At 65.1% G+C, this 17,958-nt stretch carries 13 protein-coding genes; 5 read left to right on the forward strand and 8 right to left on the reverse strand.

Going from position 1 to position 17,958, the window contains the following annotated elements; translation table 11 throughout:
• The first annotated feature begins 19 nt into the window (after positions 1–19).
• On the forward strand, positions 20–316 hold the full coding sequence (locus tag HWW87_RS04715; protein ID WP_175819445.1) for an XRE family transcriptional regulator: 297 nt from the start codon (positions 20–22) through the stop codon (positions 314–316).
• Between the two features lie 96 nt (positions 317–412).
• On the opposite strand, the gene HWW87_RS04720 is transcribed toward HWW87_RS04715, so the two are convergent.
• From HWW87_RS04720 to HWW87_RS04730, 3 genes are all read right to left on the reverse strand, one after another.
• On the reverse strand, positions 413–1,687 hold the full coding sequence (locus HWW87_RS04720; RefSeq protein WP_175819446.1) for an amino acid permease: 1,275 nt from the start codon (positions 1,685–1,687) through the stop codon (positions 413–415).
• A 140-nt stretch (positions 1,688–1,827) separates the two neighbouring features.
• Positions 1,828–6,336, reverse strand: a complete 4,509-nt coding sequence (locus HWW87_RS04725) for a DEAD/DEAH box helicase (protein ID WP_175819447.1) — start codon at positions 6,334–6,336, stop codon at positions 1,828–1,830.
• A 201-nt stretch (positions 6,337–6,537) separates the two neighbouring features.
• Positions 6,538–7,062, reverse strand: coding sequence for a metal-dependent hydrolase (locus tag HWW87_RS04730; protein WP_175819448.1), 525 nt, complete (start codon positions 7,060–7,062; stop codon positions 6,538–6,540).
• A gap of 397 nt (positions 7,063–7,459) precedes the next feature.
• Between HWW87_RS04730 and ggt the strand changes: the two genes are divergently transcribed.
• Positions 7,460–9,181, forward strand: a complete 1,722-nt coding sequence (ggt, locus tag HWW87_RS04735) for a gamma-glutamyltransferase (protein ID WP_175819449.1) — start codon at positions 7,460–7,462, stop codon at positions 9,179–9,181.
• A 132-nt stretch (positions 9,182–9,313) separates the two neighbouring features.
• Here ggt and HWW87_RS04740 read toward each other — a convergent pair whose 3' ends face one another.
• Both HWW87_RS04740 and HWW87_RS04745 read right to left on the reverse strand, forming a co-directional pair.
• Positions 9,314–11,737 (reverse strand): glycosyl hydrolase family 28-related protein, encoded by a 2,424-nt coding sequence (locus HWW87_RS04740; protein ID WP_175819450.1) that lies wholly within the window; start codon positions 11,735–11,737, stop codon positions 9,314–9,316.
• Between the two features lie 602 nt (positions 11,738–12,339).
• Entirely contained in the window at positions 12,340–13,263 is a 924-nt protein-coding gene (locus tag HWW87_RS04745) for an alpha/beta fold hydrolase (RefSeq protein ID WP_175819451.1), read from the reverse strand.
• A gap of 353 nt (positions 13,264–13,616) precedes the next feature.
• Between HWW87_RS04745 and HWW87_RS04750 the strand changes: the two genes are divergently transcribed.
• Both HWW87_RS04750 and ppk2 read left to right on the forward strand, forming a co-directional pair.
• Positions 13,617–14,066, forward strand: coding sequence for a helix-turn-helix domain-containing protein (locus HWW87_RS04750; RefSeq protein ID WP_175819452.1), 450 nt, complete (start codon positions 13,617–13,619; stop codon positions 14,064–14,066).
• Positions 14,067–14,216: 150 nt separating this feature from the next.
• Positions 14,217–15,167, forward strand: a complete 951-nt coding sequence (gene ppk2 / locus HWW87_RS04755; RefSeq protein WP_175819453.1) for a polyphosphate kinase 2 — start codon at positions 14,217–14,219, stop codon at positions 15,165–15,167.
• 55 nt (positions 15,168–15,222) lie between these two features.
• On the opposite strand, the gene HWW87_RS04760 is transcribed toward ppk2, so the two are convergent.
• Both HWW87_RS04760 and HWW87_RS04765 read right to left on the reverse strand, forming a co-directional pair.
• Complete coding sequence (locus tag HWW87_RS04760; protein WP_174429032.1) at positions 15,223–15,510, reverse strand: H-NS histone family protein; 288 nt, start codon at positions 15,508–15,510, stop codon at positions 15,223–15,225.
• Positions 15,511–15,685: 175 nt separating this feature from the next.
• Positions 15,686–16,273, reverse strand: a complete 588-nt coding sequence (locus HWW87_RS04765; protein ID WP_175819454.1) for a YigZ family protein — start codon at positions 16,271–16,273, stop codon at positions 15,686–15,688.
• 127 nt (positions 16,274–16,400) lie between these two features.
• Between HWW87_RS04765 and HWW87_RS37515 the strand changes: the two genes are divergently transcribed.
• Positions 16,401–16,574 carry a hypothetical protein gene (locus HWW87_RS37515; RefSeq protein WP_175819455.1) on the forward strand — a complete coding sequence of 58 codons (174 nt, stop codon included), beginning with the start codon at positions 16,401–16,403 and terminating at the stop codon, positions 16,572–16,574.
• Between the two features lie 355 nt (positions 16,575–16,929).
• Here the strand turns inward: HWW87_RS37515 and HWW87_RS04775 are convergent.
• Positions 16,930–17,958 (reverse strand): hypothetical protein (locus HWW87_RS04775; RefSeq protein ID WP_208449927.1); only part of this gene is annotated, 1,029 nt, incomplete at its 5' end.

Consider the following 17,958-nt stretch of genomic DNA (forward strand, 5'->3'; position numbering starts at 1 on the left):
CATGCACCTGGAGTACGACATGACGACCACGAACAATCCGCATATCGGCAGCGATTTCGATACCTTCCTCGAAGCGGACGGCAATCTCGAAGCGGCCACCGCCACCGCGATCAAGCGCGTGATCGCGTGGCAGATCGGGCAGGAAATGAAGGCGCAGCACATCACGAAAACCGCGATGGCCGCGCGGATGAAAACTAGCCGCGCCGCACTCAACCGTCTGCTCGACGAAACCGATACGAGCCTCACACTGGCGACGCTCGCGAGCGCGGCCGCCGCGCTGGGCAAACGCCTCAGCTTCGAGCTGGTGCCGGCCTGACCGGCGCGAACCAACGGCGCGCGGCCGGACCGACGCGATGGTTCGCGCGACGGGTGCGGCGAGCAGGCGGGCGTCGGCCCGCGGGCGCATGCCGGGTCATTGACGCGGGCCGGTGACCTGCAGATAAAGCAGTGCGCCGCCCGCGAGCAGCAGCGGGCACAGGAAATACCATCCGGTCGTCGTGAACAGCCCGGCGACCGCAATCAGCGAAATCCACGCGCAGCGGTACGCGATGCCGCCACGCGGCAGCAGTTTCAGCGCGGCCGCCGCGCCGAGCCCGTACACCATCACGAAACATCCGGACGTCACGAGCACGAGCGGCTTCGGTCCGACGTCCGACAGCGTCGTGGCGGCCAGCGCGATGGCCGCGAGCACGGCGATCACACCGAGGCTGCGGCGCGGCACGCCGCCGACCTGGCTGCCCTGCGCGAGCCATGCGGGTAGGGCGCCGTCGCGTCCGAGCGCGGCCCCGAGTTTTGCCGCGCCCGCGAAATACGCGTTCATCGTGCCGAGCGTGAGCAGCAGCGCAGCGGCCGCCGCCAGCACCTGCGCATGGCCGCCGATGCCGCCCGCGATCAGTTCGGCGAGCGGCGCGCCCGATGCGCCCGCGGAAGGCCCGAGCACCGTCACGCTCGCGGCGGCGACCGACAGATACAGGAGCCCGACGACCACGACCGCGATGCCGGCCGAGCGCGGCATGTCGTGCGCGGGCCGGCGGAATTCGGCCGCGAGATGCGTGATCGCTTCCCAGCCGGCGAAGCTCCACACGAGCAGCGCCGCGGCCTCGCCGACCGCGAGCCAGCCGTGCGGGGCGAACGGATGCAGGTTCGCGGTGCGGGCATGCGGTGCGGACGCAAGCACCGCGGCAAGCAGCAGCGCGACCAGCAGCGCCGACAACACCAGTTGCATGCGGCCCGATACGGTGACGCCGAACGCGTTCGCGGCCGACACGGTCGCGATCAGCGCGGCGGCCGTGACGATGATCGTCGTGTGCCCGCCGCCCGTGACGGCCGCGACGTATGCGCCGCCGAACATCGCGGCGGCCGGCGCGCCGGCCGGCACCGCGAAATAGAAGCACCAGCCGACGATGGCCGCGGCCTTCGGGCCGAATGCGCGCCGCGCGTAGGTCGACACGCCGCCCGCATCGGGATAGCGCGCGCCGAGTGCGGCGAAGGTGGCGGCGAGCGGCCCGGACAGCACGACGAGCGCCGCCCATGCGAGCAGCGAGGCCGGCCCCGCGACTTCGGCGGCGAGCGCGGGCAGCGCGATCACGCCGGTGCCGAGCACCGCGCCGATATAGAGCGCGGCGCCCTGGAAAATGGTCAGCGAACCCGCGTGATGGGCAGCGGGCGAATCGGCATGCGAAGGCATGAGCGGCAGTCTCCGGAAGTCTTGTTTTGTGTAGGCGAGGCGCGGAAGCCTTTGCGGTCGATCGTTCGATGCTACCCGAACGATGGCGTCCGCGCGGCCCGGCGATTAGTAGTCGGGTGCCGCGACCGTGTCAGCCGATGTCAGCAGGACCGCGCGAGCCGCAGGCGCGCGTCCTCGCGCGCGGCGGGCGACAGGTCGGGCGCGTAGTGGAACGTACCCGAGACCAGCGATGCGACGGGCACGCCGTCGCGGAACAGCACGCGGTTGCCGGCCAGCGCCGGCACCTTGTCGCCGGGCAGCAGCGTGCCGGCGAGGTTCAATGGGTCGGCACCCGTCACGCATATGTACTGCCCATCGCCCGGTTGCCGCCGCAGTTCGCGCAGGATCGGGATGGCTTCGGGCAGCGCGAACTGCTCGCCCGCGAGCCCGGCGACGAAGCGACCGCCGCGAATCTCGCCGCGTGCTTCGAGACGCTGCAGCACGCGCACGAGCTCGCGCCAGCTCGGCAGCCAGTCGGCTTCGCGTTCGAGCAGCCGCCAGAACACGACGCCGTAGCGGCGCAGCAGCGTCCACACGATATGTTCGAGCGCGTCGGGATCGGTCGTGGCCGGGCCGCGTTTCGGTGCGGGCGCGTCGTCGTCCGGCGGTGCCTGACGCTGCACGAGCGCCCAGCGGCCGGCGTCGTCCATCCCGCCGATCAGCGCGCCGCCGCGTCGCGTACGCGGTGCATAGGTCGCGCTGCGCTTGACGGCCGGCTTCAGCAGCGCGCGCAGGCCCGCGTAACTGTCCGCATTGACGAGGCCGGCCGACACGAGTTCGCCGAGCGCCTGTTCGAGTTCGATGGGTAGCATGTGCAGGTCGTCGAGCAATGCGTCGAAGAACATCGCGCCGTGCGCGGCGAGCGCGTCGCGCACCTGCGTGGCGCGCGCGGACAGTGCCGGCTGCGCATCGGGATCGCGCAGCGCCTGCCACGCGGAAAGATGGCGGCGCGGCAACAGCACGATCGGCGTCGTCTTCACGGGCGTGCCGGCCGCGCGCGCCGGCACGCCGATGCGGGTCCACACCAGCTTGCCCGAGCGGCACAGCTCGTCGAGGCCGCCTGCCGTGTAGTCCGTTAGCCGCGCGGGCAGCAGCGCGTCTTCCCACGCGCTCGCCGCGGCCTCGTAGCCTTCGAGCTGTTCGACCACGGCCGCCAGCGCATCGCGGCCGGTGCCGCGCGTGTCGGGCGTCAGGTGCTGCCAGTGGAACAGGAAGCGCATGAAATCGGCGCGTTCGACCGGTTCGATCTCGCGACGCAGCCGCTTCACCGTATAGCGATGAATGCGCGCGAGCAGATGGCGTTCGCACCATTCGTCGGTCGTCGCGCCCGGCGTGAAGCGGCCGCGCATCACGTAGCCTTCGCGCTCCAGCGCCGCGAGCGCCGTCGCGATCGACTTGGGCGGCAAGCCGAGCGGCGCGGCGATCGCATCGAGCGTGAGCGGCCCGAAGCCGGTGAGCCGCGCGCGGATCACGTCGACGAGCGCCGCATCGGCTTCCCACGGCTGCGCGCACGCGGCCGGCACCTTGAGCGCGGGTGTCGCGCGGGCGTCGGGGTGCAGCGCGCGCACGCAGACGAGCCGTTCGACCGGCACCCACAGCGCGGCGCCGCCCGGCGTCGCGAGTTTCGTCGCGCGGCGGCGTTCCGCGAGTTCCGCGAGTCGCTCGGGCCAGCCTGCGTGGGCGTGCGCCTCGCTGTCGGCGACGCAGGCGAGCGTGAGCAGCGCATCGTGCATTTCGTCGGCGTCGCGCACCAGCGGCCACGCTTCGTCGCGCACCGCGTCGATCGCGTCGGCGTCGAGCGCGCCGAGATCGTCGGCCGATTCGGGATCGCTCCAGCGGCGCGACTGCACGGCCTGCGTGCGGCGCTCTTCGAGCGGCGCATCGTCGAGGAACGCGTAGGGCTTCGCGTTCAGGATCTCGGCCGCGAGCGGCGACGGCGCGGGCAAGTCGCGCGCGATGAGTTCGATCGCGCCGCTTTCGATCCGGCGCAGCAGCGCGAGCCAGCCGTCGGTATCCATCGCGTCGTGCAGGCAATCGTCGAGCGTCTGGTCGACGAGCGGATGATGCGGAATCTCGCGTTCGCCGACGACGTTCTCGAGGCACGCGACCTGATCGGGGAACACCGTCGCGAGCAGGTCGTCGCTCTTCATCCGCTGCAGTTGCGGCGCGGTGCGCCGGCCGCCGGTGAAGCGCGGCAGCGCGAGCGCGGTCGTCGCATTCCAGCGCCAGCGCACGCCGAACATCGGCGCGTCGAGCAGCGCCTGGGTCAGCACGTGCTCGGCGCTGGCCGAACGCAGGTAGCGCCACACTTCGTCGAGCGCGAAGCTGTGCGCGAGCGACAGCGACAGGATGATCGCGTCGTCGGTCGCGGCGGCCTGCAGTTCGAAGTTGAAGTTGCGACAGAAGCGCTTGCGCAGCGCGAGCCCCCATGCGCGGTTGATCCGGCTGCCGAACGGCGAATGGATCACGAGCTGCGTGCCGCCCGATTCGTCGAAGAAACGCTCCATCACGAGCGTGTCCTGTGTCGGCAAGGCGCCGAGTGCGGCGCGGGTGCGGGCGAGGTAGTCGGCGATCTGGCGCGCGGCATCGGGCGACAGGCGGAGATCGTCGACGAGCCAGCGCAACGCGGGCGCGAGGCGGCTTTCCGCTGTGCCGCTCGCTGTGCCGCCAGCATTGCTTCGCGCATCGGTCACGGCACCGGCTTCCGCTTCCGCGCGTTTCCTTGCATTGTCGCGCGTGCCCGTCTTGCCGGCCGCGTCGCCGCTCGCGGGCTTGCGTCCAGCGGCATCCGTATGACGATCACCTTCGGCGAACAGCCCGTCGAGCCGCGCGCGCAGCCGGCCGACCGCCGCCGACAGTTCGTCGCTGCGCCCGAGCCCCTCGCCGAGCCAGAACGGAATGCTCGGCGATTGACCTTGCGCATCCTCGACGCGCACGCGGCCCGTTTCCACGCGAATGATCCTGTACGACTGGTTGCCGAGCTGGAACACGTCGCCGGCCAGGCTCTCGATCGCGAAATCCTCGTTGACGGTGCCGACCTGGATGCCCTGCGGTTCGAGCAGCACCGCGTAGTCGGCCATGTCGGGGATCGTGCCGCCGGAGGTGGTCGCGGTCATCATCGCGTTGCGGCGGCCGCGCACGGTGCCGCCGACCACGTCGCGGTGCAGGTACGCGCCGCGCACGCCGCGACGGCTCGTGAACCCCTCGGCGAGCATCTTCATCACTTCGTCGAAGCGCTCGCGCGTCAGCCGGGCGTACGGCGCGGCGCGCGTGAAGCTCGCGTACAGCGCGTCTTCCTGCCATTCCGTGCACGCGACTTCGGCGACGATCTGCTGCGCGAGCACGTCGAGCGGCGCTTCGGGAATCCGCAGCGCATCGAGTTCGCCGCGTTGCACGCAGTCGAGCAGCGCCGCGCATTCGACCAGCTCGTCGCGCGACAGCGGAAACAGCCGTCCCTTCGGCACGCCGCCGACATGGTGGCCCGAGCGGCCGACGCGTTGCAGGAACGGCGCGATGCCGCGCGGCGAGCCGACCTGGCAGACGAGATCGACGTCGCCGATGTCGATGCCGAGTTCGAGCGACGCGGTCGCGACGAGCAGTTTCAGTTCGCCGCGCTTCAGGCGCTGCTCGGCGTCGAAGCGGTGCTCCTTCGCGAGACTGCCGTGATGCGCGGCGATCGTGTCCTTGCCGAGCCGGTCGGCGAGATGGCGCGCCATGCGCTCGGCGGTGCGCCGCGTGTTGACGAACACCAGCGTCGTACGATGCGCGGCCGCGAGCCCGGCGATGCGGTCGTACACCTGTTCCCACACGTCGGTGGCCATCACCGGCTCGAGCGGCACGTTCGGCAGTTCGAGCGCGAGATCGCGCTCGCGGGTGTGGCCGGTGTCGACGATCGTGCAGTCGCGCGGCGCGTCGGCCGGCCCGCCGACGAGGAAGCGCGCGACCGCGTCGATCGGCTTTTGCGTGGCCGACAGCCCGATGCGCGGCAGCGCGCGCCCGGTCAGCGCGTCGAGGCGTTCGAGCGACAGCGCGAGATGGCTGCCGCGCTTGGACGATGCAAGCGCATGGATTTCGTCGACGATGACCGAGCGCACGTTCGACAGCATCTGCCGCCCCGACGTGGACGACAGCAGCACGTACAGCGATTCGGGTGTCGTGACGAGGATGTGCGGCGCGCGCTTGCGCAGCGCGGCGCGCTCGGCCTGCGTCGTGTCGCCGGTGCGTACCGCGGTGCGGATCGCCGGCACCGGCAGGCCGAGTTGCGCGAGCGATTCGGCGATGCCGGCGAGCGGGGCATCGAGGTTCACGTGGATGTCGTTCGACAGCGCCTTCAGCGGCGATACGTAGACGACCAGCGTCGCGTCGGGCAGCGTGCCGTCGTGCGCGAGCGCATCGCGCACCAGATCGTCGAGCGCGCACAGGAACGCGGTGAGCGTCTTGCCGGAACCGGTCGGCGCGGCGACGAGCGTGGAGCGGCCGGCCTTGATGTGCGGCCACGCGAGCGCCTGCGCGCCGGTCGGCGCGGCGAACGTGCGGCGGAACCACGCGGCGACGGCCGGGTGGAACACGTCGAGCGCACGGGCGGCAGGGCGGGTAGCTGTGACGTCCATCGGAGCGTTGAAATAGGGTGCGAGCGTGCGGATGCATCGCACGCGAATCGAATCGTCAGTGTGCCAGACGTCGCGGGTGCGTGCCGGGCCTGCGTGCTGACGCTTCAGATTCAGATGGGGGCCTGCACCGCGCTTTCAATGGACGGAAAGTTGCGTGCGCGTCGGCACGCCGATCGCGTGCCGAATTGTGTCGAATTGCAACTAGACGCGATGCAGCCAGCCGAGCCAGTGTTCGATCAGCGGCGCACGCGACCACAGCGACTGCGCGAGCCACAGCGTGCCGCCCCAGGCGGCGGCCACCACGATCAGGTCGCAATGCCCGCTGTTCCACAGGTTGAGCGAATGGCGCCGCCAGATCCACGGTACGCCGAGCGGATTGGGCCAGTCGGCGAGCAGGTGCATCACGCCGCCGCAGGCGAAGCCGAACAGCGGCGCGGCCCACAGCGGATGCGGATGATGGATGAGCCCGTGCCAGCCGAGCGCGAGCAGCGCGACCCAGCCGATACCCCAGTGCGTGATGGTGCGATGCGTGATCCACAGGCGGCGCTTGCGGCTCCACCATGCGACTTCGAGCCAGTCGGGCGCGGTGCCGCCCGCGACGCCCGCCGCGAACGCGGCGAGCATGCCCGAGTGCCACGGGCCGGTTGCGCCGGTTTGCGCGACGAGGACGGCGGCGACGACGCCGGCCGCGAAGCCGGACGCGTGATGCGCATTGTGTGATGCCATAGGGAGCGAGACGAAGCAACGTGAAGCGGCGCGCGCACGAAACGATGGTGCGGCGCGGAAGCGGGGCGCTATCTTCGCAGATCGGCCTGTGCCGCGGGTGGGTCCTTCGCAGATTTTTTTTCACGCGCTGCGGGGGCTGCCGCGTGGTTCGCAACTTTCGGTTTTGTGCGTTGCGCGATGGCGCGCGTCGCAGGCGATGTCGAACGATCCCCGTGTGCGTCGCGGCGCTGCAACGTGACCGCGCGCGCACAACCGGCACGCGTTCGCCGCCGCCGCGTGTTCGACCCTTTTTGTCCCTCTATACTACGAAGCCGGCATATGGCCGTCGGCGCGCCAGCGGCCATCCACGGATCAGGTGCTCGTCGTGCCTGACAGAGATCCACATGGGGGACATGCAATGACTACGCTGAATCGCTTCAAATCATCCGCCGCCGTGCTGGCGACGGTGGCCGGCATCGGCTTTCTGCCGAATGCGCCCGCCTACGCGAAAGGGCCGCAGCCCGCGATCCTGACGAGCTCCGCGGTGGCCGTGGCCGACAAGTACAGCGCGGATGCCGCGGAGCGGATCTTCAAGGAAGGCGGCAACGCGATCGACGCGGCCGTCGCGATCGCATTCACGCTCGCCGTCACGTACCCGGAAGCCGGCAACATCGGCGGCGGCGGCTTCATGACGATCTACAAGGACGGCAAGCCGTACTTCATCGATTACCGCGAGCGCGCGCCGCTCGCCGCGACGAAGGACATGTACCTCGACAAGGACGGCAACGTCGTCAAGGGCATGAGCCTGTACGGCCCGCGCGCGGTCGGCGTGCCGGGCACGGTCGCGGGCATGTGGGAAGCGCAGAAGCGTTTCGGCAAGCTGAAGTGGAAGCAGGTGCTCGCGCCGGCGATCCACTACGCGCGCGACGGCTTCGTCGTCGACGAGCAACTGGCGCAGCGCGGCGTCGACGCCTCGAAGGAGTTCGGCGGCAAGACCAACTTCGACAAGTACTTCTCCGGGCTGAAGGCCGGCGTGAACTTCAAGCAGGCCGATCTCGCCGACGTGCTGACGCGCGTCGCGAACGGCGGCGCTGAAGGCTTCTACAAGGGCAAGACGGCCGAACTGATCGCTGCTTCGATGAAGACCGGCGACGGCAACGGGCTGATCACGACCGAGGATCTCGCGCAGTACCGCGCGGTGTGGCGCCAGCCGGTGCAGGCGAAGTGGAACGGCTATGACGTGATCACCGCGCCGCCCCCGAGCTCCGGCGGCATCGGCCTCGTGCAGTTGCTGAAGATGAAAGCCGACCTGAAGCAGGACTTCGAGGGCGTGAAGCTCAACTCGCCGCAGTACATCCACCTCGTCGCGGAAATCGAGAAGCGCGTGTTCGCCGATCGGGCGCAGTATCTCGGCGATCCCGACTTCTACAAGGTGCCGATCGCGCAGCTGACCGACGACGCGTACATCGCGAAGCGCGCGGCCGAGGTCAACCCGAAGGAGCCGTCGGACACGAAGAGCGTGCAGCCGGGCCTCGGCACGACGATGCCGGAGAAGGCCGAAACGACGCACTTCTCGGTGGTCGACAAGTGGGGTAACGCGGTGTCGAACACGTACACGGTCAACGGCTATTTCGGCTCGGGCGTGATCGCCGACGGCACGGGCATCGTGCTGAACGACGAGATGGACGACTTCTCCGCGAAGCCGGGCGTTGCGAACATGTTCGGCGTGGTCGGCAGCGACGCGAACGCGATCGAACCGAAGAAGCGCCCGCTGTCGTCGATGTCGCCGACGATCATGACGAAGGACGGCAAGGTGTCGCTGGTGATCGGCACGCCGGGCGGCTCGCGGATCTTCACGTCGATCTTCCAGGTGATCAACAACATCTACGACTTCAAGATGCCGTTGAAGGAAGCGGTCGGCGCGATGCGTTTCCATCACCAGTTGCTGCCGCCGAACACGATCTTCTGGGAGCCGTACCACCCGATCGAAGGCGAACTCGCGAAGCAGATCGAGGCGCGCGGCTACACGCTGAAGGGGCAGGATTTCAGCGGCGACATCCAGGTCATCAAGATCGACGGCAAGACGCCGGAAGCGATGGCCGATCCGCGCGGGCGGGGCGTGACGCGGGTCATTCGTTGACGGAGCAGGCCGTCGGCGCGATCGCTGTGGCGGTCGCGCCGACGGCGATCGATGCCGGGTTTGCGAACACGAGGAGGGGCGACGCGATTTGCATTCGTCTACCTCCCTGCGTAAGGGTTACCGTCGCATGCACTATTGTCCCAATCTCGGAATCATCGTGACAGTGGGGGCGGCGCTATAGGTGACCGTCATGGCGTCGCCTGGCTTGAGATCGATCATTCCGTTCGTCAAGCCGGTGGCATAGGCTGCTTGCCCGTTTCGCGAGACGGCAATTGACGATACGGTGCCGCCAGCGACCGACATGCTGACCGCGCTCAAGTTGCTGTTCGCAAACGTCCATGGTGAGGCGCCGACCGTCTGCCCGACCGGGTTAAGCGGGACATAGGAGCTGACGAATCCGTTTTGGGCAAAGTTATCTTCGCTCCACGATATAGCGTTCCACGAACTCGCATAAATTAGACCGGAGATCGCCCGCGGATAATTGACCGGCTGGGCCATATAATTTCCCTGTAATTTAAGGGAGGCTCCCGCCGCGAGTGTTCCTACTGCAATAAGATTGGCAAATGCGTTGCAGCAGCCGATGTTTTCCCCGATATTGCCGCTGATCTCCGTGAAATATGTGCAGGAGGGATCCATGTAAATTCCGACATTCGCGATGCCGGACAGCTTGTTTTTCGAAACAATGCACTCCCTGGTTTTGAATAGATTGATTCCATTGGTATTGTTCAACGATCCGGTTCCGGTAAATGTAATGGAGGCGCCATTCGCAATTCCAGTGCCGGTAAAATTATTAGACAGCGTAACGGTTGGGCCATTTCCGTTGCCGGAAACCGAGGTAACGTAAGTGCCAGCCGGAATATTCGTGCCGGACACGCCTTGACCCACGGCACACCCGCGCGCCGACGGGTACGGCGTGAATGTCAGCGTGTTGGTTCCTGCCGCCGACGCAGCCGAGGTTGAGAGCGTTTGCGAGGCCATGCAGACCATCGGGGTAAAAACAATGGACGCACCGCTTGCGATGGCCCCCGTCGTGCCCCGGCTAAGCGTGACCGAATTTGCCGTCACGCCAATCACGAACGTACCGGCGGCGATGTTGGTGCCGCTGACACTCTGTCCGATCGACACGCCGGTCGTTTCATTTCCTGGGGATCCAAAACCGTAATTATCGTTATAAGTCACGCCGGTCGTCGTGGCGAACGTGAGCAACGTGGCGGCGCTCGCGGCGGCGGCAGAGGTTGTGATGGTCGCTCCGAACAGGCCTACATCGGAATAAATCACGGTTCCGCCGCTTGGAACGGTGGCATTCCGGTTCAACGTAACCGTCGATGCGCTGGCGGACACGACCGAGCCGATTTGCACGCTCGTCGAACCATTGAAATACCAGGCCGTCATTCCGACGGCAACGCCCGGGTTGTTGGCAAAGTTCAGTGTAGTGGATGCCGAAGTCGCGCTGATTGTTGTCAATGGGAATCCGTTTTTGTTGTTTGGGTCCCATCCATTTATCAAATTGTTTTGCGAAATATTGATCTGGATATTAGCGCCGCCATTGCTTATCGCAGATATTGACTCTCCCGCGGAATTTTTGATTGTGTTGTTGATGACGTCGATGTTGAAATTGTTGAATCCGGTTGTTGCGCCCAACTGCAGTGCCGCGTAGCCGTTCGGGCCATTTGTGAAATCCGGGAATGCGCCGATGTTGGACGATATGCCGCATGTGTCCAGTATATTGTCAACAATTTTCACATTTGCGTTGCCATACGTCGCGTAAATCGCTTCTGATGCGACATAGATGCCTGCGCACTGGGCGTTATAAATCTGGTTTCCGGCAACAGTTATCTCCTGAGCGCCGACGATGGCAATGCCTCGAGCGTATTTGGTCTTGTCGACGCGGTTGTTTGAAATAGTAATTCGACAAGGGCGGACGCCATCTTGTTGATATCCGACGACGGCAAACGCGTCATCGCCACCGTTTATGACTTCATTGTTCGTAATGGTAATGTCCGAGCTTGCTCCAGTGACATGAAAACCGTCATGCCAGAGATTGACTAGTGTATTTCCAAAAACCTTTCCGTTGATGCATGCGCGCATCATGACAGCCTGGCTTGCGGCGTTGTTGATCTGACACCCGGAGATCTCGAAAAGATTGCAGTTTTTCAGATTGACCGGGCCGGCATTTTCATTATTGTAATACCCTGCCGCATTTTTCGAAAAAAACTGCAAATTCTGGATTTTGAAACTGCTTGCGTTGGTCCAGTAAATGGACGCATTTTGACCTTGCGAAGTCGTGCATTGAAGAATCGAATTCCAGCCGGCCCCAATAATTGACGAGGTCGCGGTCAATGTGTTGCTGTACAGATAGGTGCCGGGTGGAAAGTAGAGAGGGATTCCTGCATTCAAAGCTACTTGAAGCGCTGCGGTATCGTCAGTTATACCGTCGCCCATGACGCCAAACCGTCTAACGCTGACCGGTAGGTCGACTAATTCCTGCAGAAGCGTGCGAGCGGTCAGACCCGTTGAAGTGCCAATAATATATGTGGCCGGAAATTCGGTTGTCATTGTGGTAGATGATTTAATAAAAATTAATCACGATGCAAGAAGGATTGGAGGTGAGGCTGCTGGATGATCGGAAAGCAATGTTTTCCATCGTTCCTGCTTGGGCAGCGAAATGCATTCACAAATTTTGTGTATTTTATGCTCCGTCAGTTTTATTAATTGAAAAATGTGGGTGCGATCAATTCTACACACCGAATTCAACGTGACAGGGGGTTTTTCGAGGAACGGTGTGGCAGGTAACTAAAGTAAATTGTTGAGTGAAAAATGAGGGGGAGACACCGTACAAGCAGCTGCTGGTTGTGTCCGTCGTGAATCGTCGACCCAATGACCAGGTAGCGCATGAAACAAGCTGACCTGGTACTGAACGTGCCGACGAAGCGCGCACAAACGCGAATTCCTGGACACGCTGAAGGGGCAGGATTTCAGCGGCGACATCCAGGTCATCAAGATCGACGGCAAGACGCCGGAAGCGATGGCCGATCCGCGCGGGCGGGGCGTGACGCGAGTCATTCGTTGACGTTGACGTGAAGCGATGCGGCGCGTTGGCGACAGCGGCCGCGCGCGCCGTTCGGCAGCCGGTGTTTCGATCCGGCTGCCGAATTTTTTTAGCCGGTCGTCCGGATAAAGTCCGCGATCCGCGCGGCAATGGCATCGGGCGCATCCTCGAAGCAGTAGTGCCCGACGCCCGCCAGCCGCTCGACGGGCGCGGACGGGAACAGTGCGGTAAAAAGCGGCAGGAAGTGTTCGGCGCCGAGCGTTCGGTCGGCGCCTCCCCAGATCGCGAGCGCGGGTTTGTCGCGTATCGTGCGCAGCGCCGCCGCGTCGGGTTCCTCGAACCGGTGCGCGCCGGCCGCGAACCCCCGTGCCCATCCGATCGCGCCGAGACAGTCGGCCGGTTGCGCGAACGGCGCGCCGTATGCGGCGATCCACGTATCGGTGATGATCGCGTGGTTCTCGAAGCCGTTCAGTTTCAGCGTGCTCAGGATGTTGAAGCCGAGCTGCCCGAGCACCGTTTCGAGCGTATCGTCGGCCGCCGCGCGCATGATCCACTGGAACCACGGCGCATCGCGGCCGTTCGCATTCAGGCGCTCGACGAGATCGGGTTGACCGAACGGCGTCGGTCCGTTGGCCGACACGATGCGCCGGATCCGGTCCGGATGCCGCGCGGCGAGCCCCATGCCGACCGGGCCACCGAAGTCGTGCATCACGAGCGTGATGCGATCGAGGTCGCGCGCGAGCACGAAACGCTCGAGATTGTCGATGTGATCCTGCAGCCAGTAGCTGCGGTCCTGCGGCGTCGCGCTTTTGCCGAAGCCCATGTGATCGGGCACAACGACGCGATACGCCGGACTCAATGTCGTCACCAGGTGGCGGAACAGATAACCCCATGTGGGCTCGCCATGCAGGCACAGGACGATTTCGCCGTCGCGCGGGCCTTCGTCCACGTAGTGCATCCGGAAGCCGGACGCGTCGTCGAAATGCGGGGCGAAGGGAAAGGTGCCGTCGAACGTGGCATCGGACCGGATCATCGAACGCTCCTTCGGGTAGTCGGACAGGGTGGTTTCAAGTTGAAACTGAATCGAAGCGTAGATGATGTGGTTTCAAGTTGCAACCGAATAAATCACGAGAGCGGTTGTCGGGTGCGGCGCCAATCGAGTGGAGTGAAGCGATGGAAAGCTGCCACGCGTGACTTTATCGGCGGAAAGGTAAGAATCCATGTACCAGTCTGGGGTGGAGCGGGTCGTTCCGTTCGTCGATCCCGAACAGTCAGATCCATCGAATTGATCTTTTCCTGGTCTAGTTTTATATTGCAACCATTCGCTTCAACGAAAACGCCCGTCGTTCGGCCCATATCCCTGCCACGGCATCACCGCATGCACCGATGAACAGACGCACCACGCACGAAGATTCCCTTTGCGGCGTCGCCCGCCCGCTGGACGCGATCGGCGACTGGTGGTCGCTGCTGATCGTCCGCGATGCGTTCGACGGGCTGCGCCGCTTCGGCGAATTCCAGAAGAATCTCGGCCTCGCGAAGAACATCCTGGCCGCGCGCCTGCGCAACCTGGTCGCGCACGGGATCATGGACGTCGTGCCGGCCGCGGACGGCGGCGCGCATCACGAATACGTGCTGACCGAGAAGGGGCGCGGGCTGTTTCCGCTGCTCGTCGCGCTGCGGCAGTGGGGCGAGGATTTCTTCTTCGAACCGGATGAGGCACATGTGTTGCTCGTCGACCGGAAAACCGGCCTGCCGGTCAGGAAGCTGGAGCTGCGTTCGCAGGACGGCCGCGTGCTCGGGCCGGAAGACACGGTCGTGCTTTCGCCGCCCGTCTGACGCGCGGCGAACCGGCGGACATCGCGCGGGCGGGCCGGCGTGCTGCCCGGATGCCGCTTCTGACGGGCGTGGCGCCCGTTTTCATGAATTTGACGCGCGACGCTGGGATAATGGCGGAGTTTGGCTGCGTCAATAATGGAAGGAGGCCCCATGGGCGACAACGATACCCGCACCGAGACCGACAACCTTACCGATACGAGCTCGATGGAAGCGCGCCAGCGCCGTTTCGAGGAGGATCTCGTCGACGCATACGACGAAGAGCTCGAGATGGAGCTCGACGACCGCCGCTTCGACGACGGCGAGGACCTGCTGTTCTCGCCCGAGCGTCGCGAGGCGCGCAAGGAATATTTCCGCGAGCTGTTCCGCTTGCAGGGCGAACTCGTGAAGCTGCAGGACTGGGTCGTGAACACCGGGCACCGGCTCGTCGTCATTTTCGAGGGGCGCGATGCGGCCGGCAAGGGCGGGGCGATCAAGCGCATCACGCAGCGCCTGAACCCGCGCGTGTGCCGGGTCGCCGCGCTTCCCGCGCCGAACAACCGCGAGCGCACGCAATGGTACTTCCAGCGCTATGTCGCGCATCTGCCGGCAGGCGGCGAGATCGTGCTGTTCGATCGCAGCTGGTACAACCGCGCGGGCGTCGAGCGCGTGATGAATTTTTGTACCGACGACGAGTACGAGGAATTTTTCCGGTCGGTGCCCGAGTTCGAGAAGATGCTCGTGCGCAGCGGGATCCAGATCGTCAAGTACTGGTTCTCGATCACCGATCACGAGCAGGAGGCGCGCTTCCAGAGCCGGATCGCGGATCCGCTGAAGCAGTGGAAGCTGAGCCCGATGGACCTCGAAAGCCGTCGCCGCTGGGAGGCTTATACGGCCGCGAAGGAAGAGATGCTGCAGCGCACGCATATTCCCGAAGCGCCGTGGTGGGTCGTGCAGGCCGTCGACAAGAAGCGCGCGCGGCTGAACTGCATTCACCATCTGCTCGGCCAGGTGCCGTACCACGAGGTGCCGCGCCCGACGATCGATCTGCCGCAGCGCGAGCATCACGAGGATTACATTCGCCGGCCGGTGCCGGACACGATGATCGTGCCGGACGTTTATTGAGCGGTTCGGGGCGGCTGGATCGGCCACGGAGGCGCGCCGTGCAACGCGGCGCGCGTTACTCCCGGATCAGGAATGCGGCGCGGTCGCGGCCGGCGATCCAGGCGGGCGGGCGACCACGTCCGCTCCAGGTGGCGCCCGTCGCCGGATCGCGATATTTCGCGCCGATGGTGAACAGCTTCGCGCGATCGCTGTAACTCTGCCCGAAGACTTCCCGCGCGGTCAGCGCATGGTCAGTCACAATCTGGCGTACCTGCCTCAGTGCTGCTTGGCGTTCGCGGCGGCGCGCCGCCCGGATACGTTGATCGAGTTCCGCGAGCTGGGCTTGCAGTTTTTGCAGTTGCATGCGTCCGATATCCCCGTAGCTGAATTCTGATTGTTGGCAGGCGCGCGATGTGCCGCATGTCTGCATGCCCGGCCAGACGTTTGCAGAACGCGCCACGAGCAACACGGGGAGATTAAGTTTCAGCGCGTGGGTTTTCTATCGGACGCATCCGATTTTTCACGGGAATCCGCCCGCCTTATAGTGCGGGGAAGCCCGAGCGTCCTTGCGTCAGATCGAACAGTTCGGCTCTTGCGGCGGCTTCGGCCGTTTCGGGCAGCTTGATCACGAGCTTCACCGTCATTCCGTACGCGCTGTCCACCAGTTCGTAGCCGGCCTGTTCGATCCAGCGGCGCACGCGCGCCTCTTCCGGGTAGCCGATCTCGATCGCGAGCCGCGTGTGCCGAATGCGCTCGACGCGTTCGGCATCGAGCAGCGCCGATGCGATCGCATCCGTGTACGCACGCACCAGCCCGCCCGCGCCGAGCTTCACGCCGCCGTAGTAACGCACGACCGCGCCGAGCACGCCGTCGAGGTCGTGATGGCGCAGCACTTCGAGGATCGGCCGGCCCGCCGTGCCCGACGGCTCGCCGTCGTCCGACATGCCCGACTGGCCGCCCGCCAGCAGCGCCCAGCACACGTGGGTGGCCGCCGGATGCTCGTCGCGCAGGCGCTGCAGCACCTGCATCGCGGCATCGCGGTCGTCGACGGGAACCGCGTACGCGATGAAACGGCTCTTGCGGATTTCGAGTTCCCGGATGTGTGTGGTGGCGAGCGTGTAGGTCATGGTCCGGGTGAGGAAAAATATAAGTAAATCAATAGTTTTTGTAGTCGTCCGCTTGAATCCATGCTGATCGATGTTGACCTAATTTGCATACATGGTATCTACATGTTGCCTACATGGATGGGGCGAAATGAAGCGTGAGAATTTTACCGTGGCGCGCGTCGATGCATTTCGTTGCGACCAGAACAAGAAGCAGACGATCTACTGGGACGCGAAAGCGCCTGGGTTGGGTTTGAGCGTGACGTCAGCTGGTGCGCGGGCGTATGTGTTCGAATCCCGGCTTTTTGGAAAACGGTTCGGTTGACGATTGGCGATCCGCGAACATGGGATCTCACGGCTGTGCGTTCGGAAGCGGCGAGGATGAAGACGCTTGTCGATGAAGGCAAGGATCCGCGCGTATCGAGGGCGGAGCAGCGAGTTGCCTGCGAGGCACAGGAGCGCGAGAAGCGGCAGCAAGTTGTCGCGATGGGTGAGGCTTGGGATAAAAGCGCGCGCGGGTTCTCGCGTTCGCGCAACAGCACTGGATCGGCGATCGGCACGCGCACACGACGCGAACAGCTTCACCGCGCTGTTCGCTGGCCACTCTGCGCAGTTCGAGACGGACGACGCAACGTGTGCAGGCTGCCGCGCCGGGGCTCCCGATCATGCGCATTGCCGGCTCATGTTCGCATCGGTACGACGAGTACGCTCGCGAAGCGAAATGCGTTTTCGCCGAGATCCGCGCCGCGTGCGATTTGCACATGGTTCACGCCGGGTGCGAACGGAAAGACGTCGTTCGCTTCGTAATGGAAGAATTCCCGACCGTCCTCGCCAAGCAGCGCGGGTCCGCTTCCGTGCGCGGCAAGCGTGGCCGACGCGAGCGTGCGCTGCGTGTCAGGCGTCACGAGCGTCAGATTGACGAACGTGTCTGCGGTCGTCCGGACGTCTGCCAGAAGCGGGATAAGGCGGCAGGCGACAGGTGCCGCGGTTCGGTTCGTCACGACGAAGGTCAGGTGCTTGCCGATCAGGATCGACTTGCCGATCATCACGTCCGGATAGGCGGTCGGTGCGCCGAGCGTCGACGAATCCGCAAGGCTGAAACCGCAGGTCAGGTCGAGTTCGAGGCCGACGTCGGCGCCGTGCAATTCCGCGAGTTGCGATGCAGACGAGTAGTGTCGCAGTGCCATGCCGGCGTACGGAACGCTGCGGCTCGAATCCTCGCGGCACGTCTTGTCGGAATAGGTGCCCGGTTCGGTCAGGAATGCCGAGACGAAATACCCCGGCTCGAGCTTCGCCGCGTTGCCGGGCGTATACGACTGTATGTAATCCGGATTGTCGACCAGATCGAGGACGTTGCCGTATCCGTCGGTTGCCGCCGAATAGCGTGTGCCGGTGCCGTCCTGCATCTGCAGCGCATAGAGAATCTGGTTTGCGTTACGGCTGACGATCGCTCCCCGGACGGCCGCCTTCCAGATGCAGCCGAGGCCATCCGTCAACTCGCCTGCCGACTGATTCGCGGCGAACGAGTGCTGAATCGCGAGCAGGCTGCCCGACACGCCGTCGAAGTCGCCGGTGCAACCTTGCGCGTCGATGCGTGTCGATCGGCCTGCGCCGTCGACGAAGGTCTGATTCATGCGGACGACGCGCGGATCGCCGCCGTAACCGCAATGGCAGATTGCGAGCAGGTCCGTCACGTACGACGTGCGAGA

Origin of the sequence: Burkholderia sp. BCC0419 (genome assembly GCF_902830285.1) — a bacterium.
GTDB lineage: Bacteria > Pseudomonadota > Gammaproteobacteria > Burkholderiales > Burkholderiaceae > Burkholderia.